At 34.4% G+C, this 15,968-nt stretch carries 16 protein-coding genes and 2 pseudogenes; 5 read left to right on the top strand and 13 right to left on the bottom strand.

What is annotated here, in order from left to right; all coding sequences use genetic code 11:
- Positions 1 to 10: 10 nt before the first annotated feature.
- The 8 genes and pseudogenes from AC1DUW_RS05945 to AC1DUW_RS05980 form a co-directional block, all read right to left on the bottom strand.
- Positions 11 to 667, bottom strand: coding sequence for a hypothetical protein (locus AC1DUW_RS05945; protein WP_053344564.1), 657 nt, complete (start codon positions 665 to 667; stop codon positions 11 to 13).
- Positions 668 to 941: 274 nt separating this feature from the next.
- Positions 942 to 2,138, bottom strand: a complete 1,197-nt coding sequence (locus AC1DUW_RS05950) for an FAD-dependent monooxygenase (protein WP_477642192.1) — start codon at positions 2,136 to 2,138, stop codon at positions 942 to 944.
- A gap of 319 nt (positions 2,139 to 2,457) precedes the next feature.
- Complete coding sequence (locus AC1DUW_RS05955) at positions 2,458 to 3,597, bottom strand: FtsW/RodA/SpoVE family cell cycle protein (protein ID WP_053344562.1); 1,140 nt, start codon at positions 3,595 to 3,597, stop codon at positions 2,458 to 2,460.
- A 634-nt stretch (positions 3,598 to 4,231) separates the two neighbouring features.
- Positions 4,232 to 4,604, bottom strand: a pseudogene (locus tag AC1DUW_RS05960) (NUDIX hydrolase).
- A 128-nt stretch (positions 4,605 to 4,732) separates the two neighbouring features.
- Entirely contained in the window at positions 4,733 to 5,107 is a 375-nt protein-coding gene (locus AC1DUW_RS05965; protein ID WP_053344561.1) for a YkvA family protein, read from the bottom strand.
- 446 nt (positions 5,108 to 5,553) lie between these two features.
- Positions 5,554 to 6,003 carry a DinB family protein gene (locus AC1DUW_RS05970; RefSeq protein ID WP_053344560.1) on the bottom strand — a complete coding sequence of 150 codons (450 nt, stop codon included), beginning with the start codon at positions 6,001 to 6,003 and terminating at the stop codon, positions 5,554 to 5,556.
- A 96-nt stretch (positions 6,004 to 6,099) separates the two neighbouring features.
- On the bottom strand, positions 6,100 to 6,585 hold the full coding sequence (locus tag AC1DUW_RS05975) for a hypothetical protein (protein ID WP_477642193.1): 486 nt from the start codon (positions 6,583 to 6,585) through the stop codon (positions 6,100 to 6,102).
- Between the two features lie 63 nt (positions 6,586 to 6,648).
- Complete coding sequence (locus tag AC1DUW_RS05980) at positions 6,649 to 7,038, bottom strand: VOC family protein (RefSeq protein ID WP_053347947.1); 390 nt, start codon at positions 7,036 to 7,038, stop codon at positions 6,649 to 6,651.
- Between the two features lie 492 nt (positions 7,039 to 7,530).
- Between AC1DUW_RS05980 and AC1DUW_RS05985 the strand changes: the two genes are divergently transcribed.
- Genes AC1DUW_RS05985 through pcp form a run of 3 tightly spaced genes read left to right on the top strand, consistent with a single transcriptional unit; the run spans position 7,531 to position 9,862 of the window.
- Positions 7,531 to 8,205, top strand: a complete 675-nt coding sequence (locus tag AC1DUW_RS05985) for a DUF969 domain-containing protein (protein WP_053344558.1) — start codon at positions 7,531 to 7,533, stop codon at positions 8,203 to 8,205.
- Positions 8,206 to 8,240: 35 nt separating this feature from the next.
- Positions 8,241 to 9,203: a DUF979 domain-containing protein gene (locus AC1DUW_RS05990; protein ID WP_053344557.1), complete on the top strand. Its 963-nt coding sequence runs from the start codon at positions 8,241 to 8,243 to the stop codon at positions 9,201 to 9,203.
- An 11-nt stretch (positions 9,204 to 9,214) separates the two neighbouring features.
- Positions 9,215 to 9,862, top strand: a complete 648-nt coding sequence (pcp, locus tag AC1DUW_RS05995; protein WP_053344556.1) for a pyroglutamyl-peptidase I — start codon at positions 9,215 to 9,217, stop codon at positions 9,860 to 9,862.
- Between the two features lie 229 nt (positions 9,863 to 10,091).
- Here pcp and AC1DUW_RS06000 read toward each other — a convergent pair.
- Positions 10,092 to 10,358: pseudogene (locus AC1DUW_RS06000) on the bottom strand (GNAT family N-acetyltransferase); the annotation flags it as partial.
- A 1,026-nt stretch (positions 10,359 to 11,384) separates the two neighbouring features.
- Between AC1DUW_RS06000 and AC1DUW_RS06005 the strand changes: the two are divergent.
- Positions 11,385 to 12,344, top strand: coding sequence for a hypothetical protein (locus AC1DUW_RS06005; protein ID WP_053344554.1), 960 nt, complete (start codon positions 11,385 to 11,387; stop codon positions 12,342 to 12,344).
- 630 nt (positions 12,345 to 12,974) lie between these two features.
- Here the strand turns inward: AC1DUW_RS06005 and AC1DUW_RS06010 are convergent.
- From AC1DUW_RS06010 to AC1DUW_RS06020, 3 genes are all read right to left on the bottom strand, one after another.
- Positions 12,975 to 13,502 carry a dihydrofolate reductase family protein gene (locus tag AC1DUW_RS06010; protein ID WP_053344553.1) on the bottom strand — a complete coding sequence of 176 codons (528 nt, stop codon included), beginning with the start codon at positions 13,500 to 13,502 and terminating at the stop codon, positions 12,975 to 12,977.
- 183 nt (positions 13,503 to 13,685) lie between these two features.
- Positions 13,686 to 13,952: a hypothetical protein gene (locus tag AC1DUW_RS06015; RefSeq protein ID WP_053344552.1), complete on the bottom strand. Its 267-nt coding sequence runs from the start codon at positions 13,950 to 13,952 to the stop codon at positions 13,686 to 13,688.
- Positions 13,953 to 14,074: 122 nt separating this feature from the next.
- A complete protein-coding gene (locus tag AC1DUW_RS06020) occupies positions 14,075 to 14,593 on the bottom strand; it encodes an N-acetyltransferase family protein (RefSeq protein ID WP_477642194.1) in 519 nt (172 codons plus the stop codon).
- A 175-nt stretch (positions 14,594 to 14,768) separates the two neighbouring features.
- Between AC1DUW_RS06020 and AC1DUW_RS06025 the strand changes: the two genes are divergently transcribed.
- Positions 14,769 to 15,119: a hypothetical protein gene (locus AC1DUW_RS06025; protein ID WP_477642205.1), complete on the top strand. Its 351-nt coding sequence runs from the start codon at positions 14,769 to 14,771 to the stop codon at positions 15,117 to 15,119.
- 37 nt (positions 15,120 to 15,156) lie between these two features.
- Here the strand turns inward: AC1DUW_RS06025 and AC1DUW_RS06030 are convergent, their stop codons facing one another.
- The gene (locus AC1DUW_RS06030) at positions 15,157 to 15,702 is read right to left on the bottom strand and encodes a GNAT family N-acetyltransferase (protein WP_477642195.1); all 546 of its coding nucleotides are present in this window, start codon (positions 15,700 to 15,702) and stop codon (positions 15,157 to 15,159) included.
- Positions 15,703 to 15,968 lie beyond the last annotated feature (266 nt).

Here is a 15,968-nt window from a genome sequence, read left to right on the forward strand (position 1 = left end):
GATATCACCCTCAATTGTCAAGATAATATATATTTGGTTCCTTTTTTTTAGTTACATAAACGTTCATATTTCCTATAGATTCATCATTTAAAAATAGTTGCAATTTCCAAATACCAGATTCGCTGAATTTAATTGAAGTGGATGCTATAGATACAGGGAATTTAAAATTAATTTTTATATCTTCTTCTATACTTTTATTAATACTAACTGGCTTTGGGGTATAATCTTTAGGCATTTCTTTTATAGGTGTCTCTTTCTTAACTATCTCTCCTTTTGCTGTTATACTCTTTCCACTTTCATCTTGAACGGCTTTTAGCTCTAACTCACCTAAAGGAAGCTTGTCATCAATTGTCCAAAAAAGCCATTCCAACTTAATTTCTTTATCCATTATCAAAGGTTTATCGAAAAAACCAAATTTTCGATTCCCCCCCCTTATTTCATATACCATTATTACATCTTTTACTTTTTCATGTATTTTGAATGTTGGTGTTTGTTTTGAATTGTTGTTAGATGAAATAATTTCAGAACTAGAATTTGGTTTAATACTTTGTTCCTTTAGGACATCTTGTACCTCTGCTTTCGCAACATTGTCATTGTTTTGCTTCGAAGAACACCCTAACAATAAAACCAGGGATAAAACTAAAACAACAAAATAGTGTATTTTCATTATTACTCCTTTCAAATTTAGGATTAATATTAATGACGTAATTAGTTTGGTTTAGTTTCAATTTTATGGAAAAATCGTAACTTATTCATCTTTTTCTTATAGAACTATACTGCCCCTTTAGTTCCATACAAAAAAGAGCTGCCGAAGCAACTCCCTTATTGAAGTAAAGCACCCGTTAGTTTAACAAGAATAGTAGTATTTCAATTATGCTTATAGCTTTTTCCACTTTTAATCACAAAAAATATCAAAGAAATAAAAAATAAAATATCACATATCAATAATCTTTCAGTTCAATCCCGTTGGCAGCTTTCGCTATCATTTTCGAAATCGTCTTAAACGATACAACCATAAGGATGGGTACGCGAAACATTAAATTGCGTAGAAAGATTTTGAAGTTTGATTTTTCAATCATACTCCCGGCAGCCATTAGTCCTATTTTTTGATTTTTCTCAACAAACTTTCTCATTTTTTGTTCGTAGGCAACAAAGGCACGGGTGAAATCGCAATCTGCAGCTTTGAGTTCACCAGCTAATACAAAAGCTCCGACAAGCGCCAGGCTAGACCCTTGACCCGATAGGGGTGATGGGCCATACGCCGCATCGCCTAACAATGTAACCCGACCTTTTGACCATGTCGGCATATGAATCTGGCAAATCTCGTCAAAATAAAAGTCTGTCGCATCTTTCATGGTTTTGAGTAGATTCGAGGTTTCCCAGCCCGTATGGCCTACGAAGGCATTTTCTACAAGTTTCTTTTGAGCTTCTGTATCATAGCGGTCGTATTTCAATGCCTCTGATTGGAACAAGAACATCCCCCTTGCTTCGGTATTGTTACGGGCGCTATACATACCTACAGTTTTGCCTGGTATCGTATAAAACAGCTGGCGGTGGTCGAGGTTGAGGTAATTCTCAAGGGTGAAAATTGAGATATAACAGCCAAGCGTACGTTTAAACTGTGCTTCGTCGCCAAAAGTCAAGGTGCGCACATTAGAATGGAGACCGTCCGCTCCGATTACCAGATCGAAAGTCTGCGGCTTGCAATACATAAATTGAACTTCTGCACCAGCTTCAGTCTCATGTATTGCGGTAATCGAATCGCCCCAAATGTATTCGACCGTATCCTTAGTTAAATCGTACAAAATGTGACAAAGATCGTCACGTATGATTTCGATGTCCAGACCTTGATGGTTCCCCATACTCGCTTCGCTTATTTGACCTTCGATCTTGCCTTTGCTATTCACGAAGTAAACACCAGTCATGTTCGTGTCAGCTGCACGAACTTGATCGAGTATACCCATCCCCTCAAGCACCGTAATGGCTGCACCACGGATATCAACCCCGTACCCACCCGTGCGCAATGCTGGTGCACGTTCTATTACAGTCACGTCGAATCCGTGGCGGTGAAGCCAGTAAGCAAGTGCCGGACCGGCAATGCTCGCACCAGAAATAAGAACGCGCATCCTTTGTTTCATAATTGCTTATTCACTCCTATCCTAATTAAAGTCTTAACATATCCACAGTATATTCACGGCCTATTTAACTTATTTACCACAGTAAAATATTAGAACTTTAATAATTCAACAAAATGGCCCAATTGTTGAATAAAGATCCAACAGCACTCTTCAACTAATCCTGTTAGTTGCATAAGACTTATTGTTGAGTTGACACATACTGTGACATAAAAAAAAGACGGGTTTTACCGTCTAATAAATTGCACTAGTTTTCTTAGTAAAAACAAACCTAATATTACGAAAAGAGAAAATTGAATTAATCCTGGAATACTTAGCCACCTTAGTCAAACATATATGCTCTTTTTCGATAGCTTATTGAAAAGATTAAGCCCATTGCTAACATATTGCCCATTAATGAGCTGCCTCCGTAGCTTATAAAAGGTAAAGGTATCCCTGTTATAGGCAGTAAACCTATATTCATTCCAACATTCTCAAAAATATGGAAAAAAATCATAGAAACCGCACCTGCACATAGGTAAGATTCAAAACTATTTTTGACATCTATGGCTAACTTCACCATGCTCGAAATAAGGAGAAAATAAATTGTTATTAAAATACTAGATCCTAAGAAACCAAATTTAGAAGCAATAACGCTAAATATAAAATCTGTATGTGCTTCAGGAACGTATACACCGTCTCCTCTATAACCATAAAATGCACCTGATCCTATTGCAAGTAAGGCTTTGGTTAGGTTATATCCTTCTCCTGATTGATAAGACTCTGGGTCAATCCAAGCATAAATCCTTCCTAATTGAAATGTTTTTATTCCCATTAATTGAAGAAGTTCAGGGTTAAGAAAAACTAAGTAAAAAATTCCACTGGCAATTAATACGCAAATAATAAAAATAACACCAATTATTCTCCATGATATTCCTGAAACAAATAATATCCCTATAAAAATACACATTAATACTAAAGATGTTCCTAAATCTGGTTGTTTCATAATTAAAAGTATAGGAAGAAGTGTTGCGGCCCCCATCTTAATTAATAGAATAAAATCTGTTTTCAAAGTTTTGTCTACATATTTATTATGATGTTTTTGTATTAAGTAACTTAAACAAATTATTAAAGATATTTTAGTAAATTCAGCTGGCTGTATAGACCCAATCCCAGGAATTTGAAACCAACTTTTGGCACCATTTATTTCTCGTGCTATTGACTCAGGTGACAAAATTAATGCAATCAATAGAAATAAACTGAGCGAGTAAATAAACCAATTCAAGCGAAATATTTGTTCAGAATCTAAATACATAACTCCTAAAATCATACCGAAACCTATAAAATACCAAGATACTTGTCTAAATAAAAAATTCCCTTCGTATTGACCAAATTCTTGAGCAGTATATATAGCTATACAACTAGTTATAAATAGCAAAAGTAAAAGTGTAATTAGGTTGTAATCCAACTTTGAATTTTTCATTTTTTCCCCTTGTAAATATTTTCTTATGTTATAATTTTACTTCATTATACTAAAAATGTTTTTCTTTTTATTTGTTCAGTGATTAAATTTTGGTAGTAACATAGCCTCATTTAAATATTATTTCACCAAAAGTATTTTAAGGTATACCATTAATACCAGTAACAGATATAAACTAATAACAATCCTTTTGACTTTTTCAAACTCCCCCAAGCGTTGAGCATATCCCCAGATATAAAAACCAGTAGCCTTTAAGGCTACATCTTGCCTTAAAGGCTACCAAATTCGTCTGTAAGAAGTTACCTATCCATTTCCCATACATGTTGACAACTTTTTGCATTATTCTTGCCTCTTATTTTCTGCTGCTGGCGATTTTGTTCCCTTTGCATTTCCCTTCCTGCCTGTTCAATGCCATTTACCTATTTTTTTCCTGGCTTATTATAACATAATAAAAACTCTAATTTATTAATATACTTATTTTTGTAATCTTTTCATTAATTTACCTGATAGATTAATTAAAGAAGGATACTTTTTACTTGAATTTGAAAGTTGAAGTCTAAGAATTTCACTTATAAAAGGCCGCCAATTGGCGGCCTTCTTATGGCGCTAACGCGCCCGTTAGTTTAAGTACTTTCTTTTACAAACTTTCACTTGGAGTAATATGTTTTTTAATATTTAATATCCTTTTGTTTAATTCCCATAATGCAGTTTTATTACTATCCCATTTCAAAAGTGCTACTGCCTCTTCAAAACATAACCATTTGTAATTGAGGTGTTCTTTTGATAATGAAATATCTTTTATAGGTACTTTAACACCAAAAGAAAATTCTTTTATTACATAAACGTCCAAATGCTTCTCGTTTTGCTGATTCGATAGGAGTCTCACCATCTTCCCCACCACCAGCTAATCCCTGCCAATATCCATAATCACTTCTGTTAAAAATGGCATATTGAATAGCGTTGTCAGTGATAATATAAGGAAATATTAAAACTTGATAAGGTGCCCTCATTGCTTAACTCCTCCTAAAAATAAAAATAAATTTGATCTCTTCTTCCACTATCCTGCCCCGATAGTTAAATAAAGAAAAAGCTGCCTTAAAGACAGTTCCGATCTTCAGCTAACGCGCCTGTTAGTTCATTAAATTATAAATTGTAATAATACCCATAATAAAATTAAACCCCAAACTAATATTATTATTGAGCCGAATATCCAATTCTTAGGTTTACCTTTTTTCATCAACTCTTCTGCCTTTTCTTCACAATCGGTTAGTACACTATCTGGTATCATCTTTAATGCAAGCATTATACCTAATGGAACGATAATTACATCGTCTATATAGCCAAGAATCGGTATAAAGTCAGGTATTAAGTCAATTGGACTGAATGCATAAGCTACTACACAGGTAGCAAATAACTTTGCATACCAGGATACTCTATTATCTTTATAAGCAAAGTAAAGTATAAAAACTTGTTTCTTCAAATTCCTTGTCCACGCTTTAATTTTCTTAAACATTTTATGCTCCAAATAACATTTATTTTTATTCAATTATATCCAAATTAAGATTTATAAATGAATGTCTTAATGAACTAAACTGCCCCGTTAGTGCCTTAAGAAAAAGATTGCCTCAGTAACCTTCCTTATTGAAGTAAAGCACCTGTTACTTCAACAAAAATAAAGCCTCCTGTTTGCACAGCAATGGTCATACGACAGCACTACTTCACCAGCAGAAAATATTAGAAATTATTAATCTTAAATGTAACAGCTAGTTGAAAGGTAAATTTCTATTATACTCACATTCCATTAGATGACTGGCGTGCAGTGGAAATTTCCGTCCTGATTTTTACGTCAAACATTCTCTGTTCAGCAACATGAAGAATCTCATCTAATGAGTCGCACCTGTTAGTGGAATATAGTCGCATATCATAAACTAGTATTGAACAAGGCTACCCCGAATACATCTATCTCACAAATGTAATAAAGTCAATATTAACTGGTTCAAAACCATCTGCTCGAAGTCGTGAGTTAATCTGTCCTCGATGATAATGACCATGCAATGCTACATGAGTTAAAATATCCCGTACAGAATTCTTAAACTCTTTTCCTTTACTATTTGTGTAGGATATTAATTTATCCAGGTCAGTATTTGATAAATTAGTAAGAAACATTGTTAAACTCTCTTTATTTTGCATAACAAGCTCTGCACAGACTTCTATATCGACCTCTGACCAGATGGGCAGTCGTGAACTGTCCAATCCTCGTAATCTAGTCATCCATACTTTTTCTGCAAGTAGGATATGGGAAAACAAACGGCTCACCTCTTGATTTTTATCTTCAATACTTTGCAATGTTTCAAGAATACGTTGATTAGCCCAATTTAAATGCTCATACATCTTTTGGATATTTTTCAATGAGAATCTCACCACCAATGATTGAATTTTCCAATAGGATTTCCCCTTTTAAAGTAAGAAAAAGGTTGCCGCAGCAACCTCCATTAATGAAGTAAATCACCCATTTGTTGAATAATGAAATTTGAAATTCCACTCTGTCCAATCATAATAATTAACTACCAATATTGTACTTGTGTTTTCCCCCTCATCTTCATCAAAATCTCTATCCTCAATCCATTGTTGATAATGAATAATTTCGTGAGCCATACTATTTAAAATAGCCAAGACAGCATCCTCTTCTCCTCGTTCAGATACTAATTCTTCATAATCCCCTGTTGCAACTCTAATGTATGGCTCCACATCCTTATCGTAAGGAGCAAAAAACGTCGCACTTACCATCTCTTTAGTATCTAAAGTTTTAATTTGATAATCTTTCTTAATGTACACAACACACCTTATTGGAAATTTCTTATTTATTCGTAACCAAATAGCAAAATTCAAACAGGCTTGTCTTACTCTTGAATTAACACCTTGTTCGCATCTTACTCTTAACCCTGAACGTAGGTACTGTATATTAGACATCATGTCTTTACCCTTCTTCAACTAATCTGCCCCGTTACTTCAATAAGAAAAGAGCCAGTAATGGCAGCCTTTATCTTTGCCTACTTATAGATCTTTTTGATTAACATTTAGTTCAATCAAATTACCATCTGGGTCGGCACAAAAAATTTGTGCAAATCCACTTTTTCCATATGGTTTTTCAAGTATTTCAACTTTATTCTGTTTTAACCATTTAAGAGTGTCATAGTGGTTCTCTACTCTAAGGGCAAAGTGACCTTCTCTGCTGGATAAACTTTTATCCTTACGAATTGTCTGTGAAGAGGGATCGACTATCAAGTGAAGTTGATGTCCCTCTATTTCATACCAGGCACCTGGAAAATCAAAATTAGGACGCTGTATTTCTTTTAAACATAAAGTTTTACCATAGAATTCTTTTGCTCTTTCCAAATCTGTCACAGTAAGACTTACATGATGGAGGCATTTATATTTAATCAAAACCTTCACTTCTTTCATTTCAACTATTTTTTTTACCTTAGTCATTTTGTGGCTAAGATGACCCTTTGCACCGCATCTGGAGCTGGATCGGTTAATTTAAACTATTCGGCAGCTAGAATCAATAATCCTTCTTCAACTAAACTGCGCTCGATAGATGAATAAAGAAAAAGCTAACTTAAAGTCAGCTTAGATCTTCGCACCCGTTAGTTAAATAGACTATATAACAATCCTATTTCTGGTGATATTATTCTTGAATCTCTTTAATGCTTCTTCCACAGAAATAGGCGTGTCCCATTTTTAGTTTTACTACTGTTGTAAATAAGTATTTTTGATGCATTTTTTCTATTCTTTCATTATAAAAGACTTTGATTTTCACATAATTAGTCACGTGGATTAATAAAAAATTTATTTCAAAAATTCTTACTTTAATGTACAATAACATGTAGTTTATATTTTTGCAGAATAGTTTTAATAATAAGAAAGGGGATATATATGGTTCTAATTGGTGTTCTTTTAATCATGATTGGATTCGTACTTAGATTCAATTCAGCAGTTGTGGTAACGGTTTCAGCACTCGTAACGGGGATGATTGCCGGTATTCCCATTACCAGTATTATTACGCAATTTGGCGAAGCATTTACAACTAACAGGTACATGTCTATTCTCATAGTCACGCTTCCCGTTATTGGGCTGCTTGAAAAAAATGGTCTCCAGCAACAAGCTTCAAAGGTTGTATCAAAAATCAAAGCCATCACTGTTGGCCGGGTATTGACCATGTATTTATTGATCAGGGAAGTCGGAGCTGCTCTTGGTTTAAACAGCCTTGGTGGTCATCCGCAGACTGTACGCCCGCTGATTGCTCCAATGGCAGAAGGGGCTGCTCTATCAAAATATGGTAAGCTGCCTGAGAAAGAGCAGCAGGAAATCCGTGCACATGCTGCCGCAACTGATAATATCGGCTTGTTTTTCGGAGAAGATATTTTCGTGGCGGTTGGTGCAATTCTATTGATGAACGGATTTTTTGAACAGAACAATATCCCTGCTGACCCAATATCAATGGCATTATGGGGAATTCCTACTGCCATCTTTGCTTTTATCGTACACGCCATTCGCCTCCGTATGTTTGATAAAAAGCTGGATAAACGTTTGGGCAGTCGTGACCAATAATGAAAAATACTCCAAAGAGAAAGTGAGCATCTATTATGATATTCTCAGTTGAAATGATTTATGTATTGATGGGCATCATTGTTCTAGGCTGCTCCCTATATATTTTCACTGATCGGACGAACAGCCGCCGGTTGACTACAGGAAGCTTTTACTTGATTTATTCAATTACATTAATGTTCGGCAAAATTATTCCGCCATTTTACATTGGGCTTATGGTTATTATTATGGTTTTAATCATTGCAGGTGGCGGGTTAAAGAAAAGCGAACATGTTGAAGAAAGCATTACTGTAAAGGAAGAGCGAAGAAAACGGCTTGGCGGCAGGCTTTTCCTACCCGCCATCTTGATTCCTATTTTAACCTTAGCTGGTTCTAAGCTGCTAGACGGTGTTAAAATTGGCGGAAAGGCTTTGCTGGATCCATCTAATGTAACGATGGTTGCTTTAGGTCTGGCGTGTTTGACTGCCATTATTTTTGCGATGGTGATGACACGCGGAACACCTGCAGGAGCTGTGAAAGAATCACGTCGCCTGCTTGAATCTATTGGTTGGGCTGTATTGCTGCCACAGCTACTTGCAACATTGGGAACCATTTACACAAATGCAGGGGTTGGTACAGTCGTTTCCAAAGCTGTGACAGCAATCATTCCCGAAGGTTCGCTATTTTGGGTTGTGGTCATTTTCTGTCTCGGCATGGCTATATTCACTATGATCATGGGGAACGCCTTTGCTGCCTTCCCAGTTATGGCTGCAGGTATCGCCATTCCTTTTCTGATTAACCAATTTGACGCTAATCCAAATCATATAGCTGCCATATCTATGTTTGCGGGTTATTGTGGAACATTAATGACGCCAATGGCTGCCAACTTTAATATTGTGCCGGCAGCCTTGCTGGACTTGAAAGATAAAAACCATGTCATAAAAGTTCAAGTTCCAACAGCTTTGGCAGTATTAGCTTTCAATATCGTACTTATGTACTTACTTGTTTCATTAGGCGTATAGGAGGGATCTTCATGGAGCAAAAAGTGTTATTAACCGGGTTTGAGCCCTTTGGCGGAGAAAGAGTAAACCCTTCCTGGGAAGCAGTAAAACAGTTACATGGAGAAGTTATTGATGATGTGACTCTAGTTGCTGAACAAATCCCAACTGTATTCGGGAAATCAGTTGCAGTAATGGAGCAGCTTATCCAGCAGCATAATCCTGACATCGTTATCTGTGTAGGACAAGCCGGGGGTCGGCTTCACATCACCCCTGAACGGGTGGCAATCAATATAGATGATGCTAGAATCCCAGACAATCAGGGAAACCAGCCTATTGATGAGCCTATTGCAGACAAAGGGCCAGTAGCCTATTGGTCTACGATCCCCATCAAAAGAATTGTCGAAAACATGAAGGAAAGCAACATTCCTGCATCGGTATCCCATACCGCCGGAACATTTGTATGCAACCATATCTTCTATGGATTAATGAACTATATCACCCGAACCTCATCAAGCATCCGGGGTGGATTTATCCATATTCCTTTCATTCCGGAGCAAACCATTAATAAAGAAGCGCCTAGCTTAAGCCTTGAGACAATTGTTAAGGGCATAAAAATAGCTGCTGTCACAGCTGCTAAATATGAATCGGATATTCATACAGTAGGCGGGACGACCCATTAATTGTACCGTTTTTTAAAAATTTGACCGATTTACTTGTTTTGGTAATAATTCATGATTGGCCTCATGTTTATGATGAAAGTGTCCTTTTCGCTTGCGAGCTTCGGACACTTTCATCATATCAAGAGGTCTTTTTGTGCTCAAATCTCTTTTTCATTCATTGCAATAATTTCCATAATAAGAGGAGCTGCTGATCAGCTCCTGATAATGAAGTAAAGCACCTGTTAGTTCATTACTGTTTTTTCCATAACCCACCTGAACAGGGAGTAAAGCCACAAGTTTCATAAAAGTTTTTATGTTTGGGATCATACGTTAAGGTAACAATTTCTAAACCATACCGTTCAGATTCGCTTAATAATTCTCTTACTAACTCCACACCAATTCCCATTTTTAGATAATCAGGATGAACAATTATGTCTTCCATATAACCATGTTCTAATCCCATGCCAGCAACATAACCAAATGCTATAAGTTTATTATTTTCGTTTCTTACTCCAGCCCAAAAGTTACAACGTTTGAATAAGGTTGGGAAGTCTTTGTCTCGTCTTCCTCAACCAATCAGTTCCCTTAATTCTGGTACTTCATGATTAGATATTGGCATGTTTATTATGACCTTATAGTACATTTAATTCCCCTTTCATCATCTACAATAGAATTCAATATTATGAAGTCTTATTCCTTGTACAACTAATCTGCCCCGTTAGTGCCATAAGAAAAAGGYTGCCTCAGCAGCCTTCCTTATTGAAGTAAAGCATCTGTAAGTTCTATAAGGCTTATTGTAGAGTTGACACATATTGTGACGTAAAAAGAGTAATTTTACTATCTGGTTTATTTMTTATTTTTATCCCGAATATAAGAAATAAGTAGGTCTGTTATAGAAACCAAAGTATCAAAAAACTCTAAGAATAGATTGAACAATTTACCAGCCCCTTTTAGTTGATACTTTGTTGTTTAATTATGGCTATTTTTAATAAATCTTTAAAAACAATTTTATTAATTTGATGTTGTCATTATGAAGATTTGCAGCAGGAATTTTGGTTTAATGAACAGTTCGAATACACTACACTTCTTGAACTTACCTGCCCCTTAAGAAACTGAAGGTCTGGTAAATTCAGAAGCAAAAATATTTACTCAAGAACCAGATGGTACAGGTAGTTCCATCCTAGCAAAGAATAAAGTTCACGGGAGGTTAGATACATACAACCCACCTTTGAAGAGTACCTATGCAGTCGCTAAATCATCCTCTGACAAAAAACAGGATTTTATTTACACACGAGCTAAACCTTTAATGGTGATGGATCTTTAATAAAAACTAATTCGGCAAGTTCTACAAAGACGGACTATATTGGAGTTAAAACAATAAACGGAACAGCATACTCCTTGAATGATTTCGCTATTGGGACTCATACTTTTAAACTTAAAGAGTATAAAACTATTAATGGTCAAACAAAGGCATATTGGTAATAGAAAAGAATGAAGAGATATGCTCATTGCATATCTCTTTTAATTAGGAGAAGATTGGTTTATGAAAAAATACTACATAACTGCGTTATCTGTTTTGGTATTGCTTGGAGTTTTTTACTGGTTTTTTTCTTCATCTCCAACTAAAGAATTAAGCACTTCTAACATTGTTGATATTGAAAAAGAACGTGAAGTAACGAATGCGGATGAGTATGGTTCGGTTGGGTATGGTTTGAAAAATTTGAAAGGTAAACATATAGATGAAGGAAGTACACTTAATAGTAAAGAGAATGAAGTGTCAGTTGTTGCTTCAGTAGACCACGACATTGATGAGGACAGAAAGTATGCTTTACTTGTTTTTGAAGATTATAAACAAGTAAAATTTAAAGTTGAAAATAAGGAGCAGGAAGTAAATAAATATTTCTTTGAAATGAAACCTAACAGCTCCATAAACTTCAAAGTTTCTGTTCCCATTCGTTCCGACTCCATTGAATTGACTTTTGTAATCGTGCAAAAGCCAGAATATAAATTGAAGGAGCTCGATCTAATTAAGGCAGGAATTTTAGAACAAGTTTTAAGTATGCGGTATTCCATCAATAAAGCTGACAGCAGGGAAGATGTAAAAAAAGTAAAGGAAGTAAAACCTGATGCTATTGTAAAAGATGGATTAAATGAAAATGTATTTATCACAAATAGTCAGGAAAAGTTGCAATCAATTATGACTGAAAAAGAAGACAAGAAGCTTAAGCTCTCTGCCGGAAATGAAACGAACGATGAGATCAGATATGCAATCATAGCTTTAAAAGATTGGGAACAAGTTGCAGTCATAGATAACATAGAAATCTTATATACAACTGTTCCTCCAGAAACTAGACATCTTTTTGATTTTAAACTACCCGAAGTTGAAAGCGAAAAAAATTTCCAACTCATCGCCTTTCCATTTCCTTATGAAGTAAGTGCTGATAATTATGAGAGTCAACAAACTTTTGGTTCCTTTAGAGTTGTTATTCAAGATAAAGAATAAGATTATCAACAGAAAGGAAGAATCGGATTGTCTACTATAATTAATATATTAGGTGTCGTGGGTATTTTTGGATTTATAGTTTTTTTAGCAATAACAAAAACTATAAAAGATAGATCCAAAAGGTAGTTTTTTAAAGCAATCGTATCAAACCTGAATTCATCAGGAACCCGCAACGAATGGGATTATGAATGAGGCCCGGATTACCAGGCCTTTTTATTTGGTTATTTATAAGGCATCGTAAGACTAGACTTAATTCCAAAAGGGGTAAATTATATTGGATGAAATAGAAAAATATGTATAGAAGGAGGTAAGTTTCAGAGTTTTGTACGCTAAGTAAATCCCAGCAAAAAAAGCCCTTTCCAAAACTGACTTTTTTTATTTCTCTTATTGTGCTAAAGCATCTGTTGATTAAAGAAGAATCAACTGTATCTTTGAAATAAAGATGATAAATATGGATTCTTTTCTATTGATTTAGTTTACGATTTTTATAAAATAGTTTGATTATTTTTAGTGAACTAACACACCCGTTAGTTATATAAACATCTATTAATTTTCAAACGGTTTTCAGTAAAAAATGTAGTTGAAAAGGTAAAAATCTTCCCCTACTAAAAAAGAGAAAGATGATGAAAATTATTTTTTTATATAATGAAGCATAGCAAGTTGACCTAATTTTTCTACTTTGGTTAATGTGTATTTTAGAGTAATATCATCTCCGTTATAAAGGGAGATTCCTTTCCCTAAAATAATAGGTGCAATGGCTAGGTGAAATTCATCAATTAAATTTCCTTTAAAAAATTCACGAGCTAAGTTTCCTCCACCAATTAACCATATATCTTTACCAGGCTTTTGTTTTATATTTTTAATGAAAGTTTTGACATCTTCATCAATAAATGAAGCATATTCATCTGATCCACTAACAGATTTAGAAAATACATAATTTTTATAATCACTATAAGGATAATTCATATCAAATCCACGAATGACATCATAAGTTCCTTTTCCCATAACAACAGTGTCAATTCTTTCTAGGAGTGAATTGTAGCCAGAATCTCCTTCTACTTCTGTTGATTCTAACCACTCTAATGTACCATCATCATTTGCAATATAGCCATCAATTGAAGTACCAATGTATAAAATAATGTTACGCTGTTTTTTCATGTAAATCTCCATTCCTTTGTTTCAGATGATAAAATAAGTATACCTATTAAACTAATTAATTCTTCTGTCTCTTAACTTTCAACTATTGAACTATTCTGCCCCGATAGTTGCATAAAAGAAAAAGCTTCCTTAAAGACAGCTCTGATCTTAAGCTAACGCACCTGTTAGTTCATTAAGGATATTTTATTTTTTTAACTGTTTATTTAAAAATACAAGAAATACTCTTTGAGATTTTTCCTTTTTTATAATTCTTTTTACACGCATTGTACTTTGTAAATACTGCCTAACATTTCTATTTACAAAAAACAATCGATGATATTTTTCATCTTCGTATATATCTTTAAACCATATATGATTCTTCAGCAATTCTATATTTCGATCAATTTTTCGAGTATCCAAAGAATTATCACCGAATCCTGCGGAAAGAATGCCTAAAAGAAAATCTAACATAGCTTAATTATCGCCCTGTTATGAAGTAAAGCCACCCGTTAGTTCATTAAGAAAAGCGAATCTTATTCAAGAATCGCGCCCGTTAATTAAACAAGTTACACGCGTGTAAATCTTTATTACTCTTACTCAATACATAATTCTGAGATATCCTTCCAGCCATAAGCAATATCCTCTACTATGGTTCCTCCAAACGTACTGGTCCTATGAATGTATTCTTTTCCTCCCATACGTTCATAAAATCCAAGTCCAGAATTATTCTGTTTCATTACCCAAACCATCATAGAATAAATACCTTTTTCTTTAAAATGTTTAGCAATAGCTGAAATAAGCCGCCTACCAACACCAAATCCTCTACATTCCTGTAAGAGATAAAGCGAATATAGTTCTCCATCGTAATTCTTCTCATCTATACTTTTACCAGATGCAAAACCTATAATTTTCCCTGTTTCATTAATTGCAACATATATAAAAGGTTCATTTTCGTTATATAAAAAATCATTCCATCTTTTTTCTGCATCTTCATACGATAATTCGTCCAGATAATCGTCAGGTACTAGATCACGATAARTAGTCCTCCAACTATCAACATAAACTCTTGATATGCCCTTTATATCCTCTTTCCTTGCTTTTCTAATTTCCAAGTTAAGTACCTCCAATGCAAAACAGTAAAATAATAAAACTTATTATAACATTCTTTCTTCAACCCTCAGTTAGCTCAATAAGTGTTATTCCATAAAATGAACCAATTGTTGAACAAATCAATATGCACTCTTGAACTATCCTGCCCCGATAGTTCTATAAGAATAGGCTGCCATTATCAATACAGCTGCTGATAATATCGTTAAAGACTATGAGGAAAACATTCAGTTTGCAAAAACAAATTGGAAAGGAACAGCGTTAGGGACTCGAATCGATCTTGGGAATATTAAATTATCTAAAGAAAATGAACAATATCGAGTGGAAATTCCAGTAGAATTTCATAATAAACAAAAAAGATACAATGGATTTAATGACAGTGAACCAATAGTAGAAACATTTGAGGAATATTGGTTAGCTTTAACTTATAATGAAAAATTCAAACGATGGATTATAGTTGATGTAAAAGATTACTATGCATTGAATAAAGAATTTATAGAAGGAAATGACGTGGTGAAAAGTGAATTTTAATAATATAAAAGCATACAACGAACGAGTGCAAAATATCCTATTTTAATAAATCCTTGACCTTGATTCTCCAAACCATATGATCATACCCTTCATCCCAATAATCCTTTAACAAATAATCAGGATCTCCAAATTTCTTTTTCCAGATTTTTTGTGCACGAATATATCCACTATCTAAACAAAATTCTTCTATGCCCCTATGCTGCAAAGTATGATACATTGTCTTCAATAGCAAATTACCTACCCCATTCCTCTGGTAGTCAGGATGAACAAATACTGTACCTACTTCAATTAGCTTATCTAAAGCATTGTTTGTACAATTGCATATCAGCTCGCTTGATGGACCGTATTCGATTGAACCAATAATTTTATCATCATCTAAAGCAATCAAGAAATATCGTTTTTCCCCATTGCTTTCAAGATCACTTTCTAAGTATTTTTTCTTAGCTTCGATTTCATCTTCTATATCATCCAACTTTTCTCCGATACCTTCTTTAGTATACGTATCTGTAATCACTACCCTAAAAAAATGATTTAACTCTTTAATGTTCTCAGTTCTTGGCCTTCTAATCTCAACATTAAGCACTCCGAACCCCCTCCCTCTCAACTCTTAAATTCAATAAAGCTTTCAATAATCCTTTTTGAAGTATCTGCTTCTTTAGTTTAAGTGAAAAACCTACAAAATTTTCATACCATATTTCTGTAGCTTTGAAACAAAGTTTGATCAAATTAATACAAGAAATCTTAATATGAATAAATAGAAAGGGCATGTTTTGAAAAAAGATAATCAAAACATGCCCTTATACTATTTAATTGGATTATTCTTTTATAAAAAAGATTGATCATTTTTGT

The organism is Peribacillus sp. P4_C12 (genome assembly GCF_056402095.1).

What these genes read in the sequence shown, in the direction of transcription:
- AC1DUW_RS05990 (WP_053344557.1), top strand. Translation starts at nt 8,241, where the DNA reads ATGATATTCTCAGTTGAAATGATTTATGTATTGATGGGCATCATTGTT.
- AC1DUW_RS06005 (WP_053344554.1), top strand. Translation starts at nt 11,385, where the DNA reads ATGAAAAAATACTACATAACTGCGTTATCTGTTTTGGTATTGCTTGGA.
- AC1DUW_RS05965 (WP_053344561.1), bottom strand. Translation starts at nt 5,107, where the DNA reads ATGTTTAAGAAAATTAAAGCGTGGACAAGGAATTTGAAGAAACAAGTT.
- AC1DUW_RS05945 (WP_053344564.1), bottom strand. Translation starts at nt 667, where the DNA reads ATGAAAATACACTATTTTGTTGTTTTAGTTTTATCCCTGGTTTTATTG.
- pcp (WP_053344556.1), top strand. Translation starts at nt 9,215, where the DNA reads ATGGAGCAAAAAGTGTTATTAACCGGGTTTGAGCCCTTTGGCGGAGAA.
- AC1DUW_RS05950 (WP_477642192.1), bottom strand. Translation starts at nt 2,138, where the DNA reads ATGAAACAAAGGATGCGCGTTCTTATTTCTGGTGCGAGCATTGCCGGT.
- AC1DUW_RS05985 (WP_053344558.1), top strand. Translation starts at nt 7,531, where the DNA reads ATGGTTCTAATTGGTGTTCTTTTAATCATGATTGGATTCGTACTTAGA.
- AC1DUW_RS06015 (WP_053344552.1), bottom strand. Translation starts at nt 13,952, where the DNA reads ATGTTAGATTTTCTTTTAGGCATTCTTTCCGCAGGATTCGGTGATAAT.
- AC1DUW_RS06010 (WP_053344553.1), bottom strand. Translation starts at nt 13,502, where the DNA reads ATGAAAAAACAGCGTAACATTATTTTATACATTGGTACTTCAATTGAT.
- AC1DUW_RS05955 (WP_053344562.1), bottom strand. Translation starts at nt 3,597, where the DNA reads ATGAAAAATTCAAAGTTGGATTACAACCTAATTACACTTTTACTTTTG.